Origin of the sequence: Psychromonas sp. psych-6C06 (assembly GCF_002835465.1) — a bacterium.
Taxonomy (GTDB): Bacteria; Pseudomonadota; Gammaproteobacteria; order Enterobacterales; family Psychromonadaceae; genus Psychromonas.
The window spans coordinates 1-3245 of sequence record NZ_PIZM01000026.1; the positions used below are offsets into that span (position 1 = coordinate 1).

At 36.0% G+C, this 3245-nt stretch carries 4 protein-coding genes and 1 tRNA gene; 4 read left to right on the plus strand and 1 reads right to left on the minus strand.

All coding sequences use genetic code 11. The features are described from left to right. The 4 genes from CW745_RS16420 to CW745_RS16435 all read left to right on the plus strand — a co-directional run. Nucleotides 1-984, plus strand: a 984-nt coding sequence (locus tag CW745_RS16420) for a T9SS type B sorting domain-containing protein (RefSeq protein ID WP_153069778.1), incomplete at its 5' end; no start/stop codon positions are given. Between the two features lie 36 nt (nt 985-1020). Next, nucleotides 1021-1953: a type IX secretion system membrane protein PorP/SprF gene (locus CW745_RS16425; protein ID WP_202973221.1), complete on the plus strand. Its 933-nt coding sequence runs from the start codon at nt 1021-1023 to the stop codon at nt 1951-1953. 44 nt (nt 1954-1997) lie between these two features. Then, the gene (gene folB, locus CW745_RS16430; RefSeq protein WP_099190521.1) at nt 1998-2369 is read left to right on the plus strand and encodes a dihydroneopterin aldolase; all 372 of its coding nucleotides are present in this window, start codon (nt 1998-2000) and stop codon (nt 2367-2369) included. Between the two features lie 98 nt (nt 2370-2467). Continuing rightward, nucleotides 2468-2538 (plus strand) — tRNA-Cys (locus tag CW745_RS16435). A 69-nt stretch (nt 2539-2607) separates the two neighbouring features. Here the strand turns inward: CW745_RS16435 and CW745_RS16440 are convergent. Next, entirely contained in the window at nt 2608-2994 is a 387-nt protein-coding gene (locus tag CW745_RS16440) for a DoxX family membrane protein (protein ID WP_202973222.1), read from the minus strand. Nucleotides 2995-3245: the final 251 nt, after the last annotated feature.

Sequence of the window (3245 nt, forward strand, 5' to 3'; positions counted from 1 at the left end):
ACTATTTCTGAACCATCAAGTTTGGTTGTTGAAGTAGAGACTACACCGGAAATTTGTGTTGATAGTCAAGATGGTACTATAATTCTTGATATCACAGGAGGTACGGCACCATATAGTACAGCGTTGAATTCTAATAGCGATGAAGATTTTGTACTGAACAGAACTGAATTCTATGATATGGCAGCAGGTAATTATATCATTGTAATTAAAGATGCCAATGGTTGTGATACCAATGTTGTAGTTGATATTGAATCGGGAGTAAACCTTAATGCAACGGTAATTCCTGTTTACGAATGTTCGGGTGATGTGCCAGATAATTTTGTGAATATCACATTAGAAGATGATAGTGTAATTGGAGATGTATTATACGCAATAGATTCTGTGGACCCTGCAGATCTTCAATTGAATCCTGATTTTAGAAACTCGGCACCGGGCAACCATTACATTACTATTGCCCATGCTAACGGGTGTTTTGTAACTATTGATTTTGTTATTGAGGATTTTGAGCCATTGACTCTAGCATTGGAACAAAATAACATGAACGAAATAACAGCTGTTGTTGAAGGTGGTAGAGAAGGTTACACCTATTATTTTGATGGAATAGATAATGGCGATAGCAATACCTTCTATATTACTAGAACAGATACCTATGAAGTTCGTGTTGTTGATGAGAATGGATGCTCAAGGGTAGCAAATATATTTATGGAGTTTATAGACGTGGAAATACCTAATTTCTTTACCCCAGATGGAGATGGGCAGAACGATTTATGGATCCCAAGAAATATTGAGCAATACCCAGAAATACTAATAAAAATATTTGATCGTTATGGTAGAGTGGTTTCTGAACAATCTGTTGATTCTGAAGGTTGGGACGGAACATATTTAGACAATGAATTGCCAACGGGAGACTACTGGTACGTAGTTAAACTAAATGGCGATAGAGACGAAAGAGAATTTGTTGGACACTTTACCCTATACCGTTAAAAACTTAACCTAAAAATGATGATGCGGAACAGTCTATTGACACTGGTATTATTTATAAGCGTGCTCACCGCAAGAGGGCAAGAGCTTACTATACCTCAATTATCTCAATATCTTGCCGATAACCCCTTTGTAATGTCCCCAACTTACGCAGGTATCGGTGACCATGTTAAAATAAGATTGAATGGTCTTACCCAATGGGTAGGTATTAAAGATGCGCCAGATACCCAATCTCTTGCAGCAGATATGCGAATAGGAGAAAAATCGGGTATTGGTATGGTCTTGTATAATGACAGTAATGGTGAAACCAAACAACAGGGTGCAAGATTATCATTTGCACACCATTTGACTTTAGATCGTTATGATGATGAGTTTTTATCTTTTGGGTTGTCTTACAACTACAATCAATTTAGAATAGACAATTCTAATCCAGATTTAATTGCGGACCCGGCGTATGTTGGAGATAAGGCAACCACCAACCATAACTTTGACATTGGTGTATTGTACAGGTACGATAAGTTTTATTTCAGTGCCAACGCATCAAACATTTTAGATAAGGATCTAAGTAATTTTAATGAACTATATGAGCCTAATAGATTAAGAAACTACTATATCTATACCGGATATAGATATATGAAGAAAAGAACTAGTAAAGTAGAAGTAGAGCCTTCTGTATTGTTTCAGTTATTTGAGAGTGATGGTAGATCGGTTACGGATCTAAACTTAAAGTTCAGGTTTTATGATTTTGAAGATTACTTCTATGCTGGGGTGAACTATCGTTTCTTGAACGATCAAATAGGAAACCCACTTTACATAGCTCCTATTGCAGGTTTAAAGAAGAGTAATTTTTACTTCGGATATTCTTATCAGGTAATTTTAAACGAACTTCTTGGCTATAGTTCAGGTACACACGTAATCACCTTAGGGGTAGATTTATTTCAAGGGATCAGTAATTGTCGTTGTACATACTAAAGCTACAGGGAGTTTCATTAAATTTGTACTCCAGAATATAAGTAATGGGTAAAGTACAATTAGAGAATATAAAAGCATATGCCCATCATGGGTGCTTGCCACAAGAAACCAATATTGGCAGTGATTATTTGGTCAACGTTTCCGTAGATACGAATTTATTAAAAGCTTCGGTCTCAGATGAATTAAAGGACACGGTAGACTATGTTCATATCAACAGAATTGTAAAGCAAGAAATGGCAATACCATCAAAATTGTTGGAGCATGTTGCCAAAAGAATCATTGATAGAATTTTTATTGAATTGCCTACCGTAGACACTGCAATGGTTTCTGTTTCCAAAATCAATCCGCCCATTAACGGAGATGTAGAAAAGGTAACCGTATCATTGAATTTGCAACGTGGTCAATTGGTAAACTAGAATCATCCACCTTAAATATTATAATTTACTACAATTTCTTGGTTGTGAATGCAGCTTAGATTGGTATAAATTGTTTATTTTTGCTCTCGCTAAAAAAGGGCATCGTGGCCGAGTGGCTAGGCAGAGCTCTGCAAAAGCTTGTACAGCGGTTCGAATCCGCTCGATGCCTCAAAAAAACCCTCCAAGTTGGAGGGTTTTACTTTTTAATAAAAGAACCTTTTTTATAGGCTATACTTCCTTAAGATTGTAGCAAAAACACCAATAATATTGTAGGTATAAAATAAACGGCAATAGTTTTAGCTCCTTCGTAATCCTTGGCCACACGTTGCCCAAATAGCAACATTAAAAGTGTTATACCTGATAATACTGCGCCATACATTGCAAAAGTGGTATTACCAGAACTCAAAATTTGGTAAATGCCAATAACGCATAAAAGTCCTGCAATAACTTCTGTTACCAAAATTATCCCAACCAGCAGTGGAACACTATTTTTAAACGGGGTTTTAGAAAAATGCTCTTTAAGCCATGAGACATTTCCGTTCCAATCGGTAATTTTATCAAAACCACTTTGTAAAAAGGTAATGATTAAAAATAATAGTAATAAAACTTCTGTAGCGTTGTTCATTAATATCTCCATTTAGGTTTATTTAAGTTCGGTCTTTTTTTTGTGAAGTAACCGTGTAAGCTTAATAGATAGATCGGTAAATATAATTTTTGAGTTACCGTTACGCTCCACATGGTAAATGGCATCTTCCAATTCTTTGGTAATGTCAAGAATATTATTCTCGTGAACAAAGGGAGCAAATTTTTTCAATTGAAGAGCCCACGTCTGAACTCCTCACGTGAACATCTCGTTTGCCCTCTTCTGCTTGAAAT

Excerpts from the sequence above, each read along its gene's own strand:
- folB (WP_099190521.1), top strand. The coding sequence starts at position 1,998 with ATGGGTAAAGTACAATTAGAGAATATAAAAGCATATGCCCATCATGGG.
- CW745_RS16440 (WP_202973222.1), bottom strand. The coding sequence starts at position 2,994 with ATGAACAACGCTACAGAAGTTTTATTACTATTATTTTTAATCATTACC.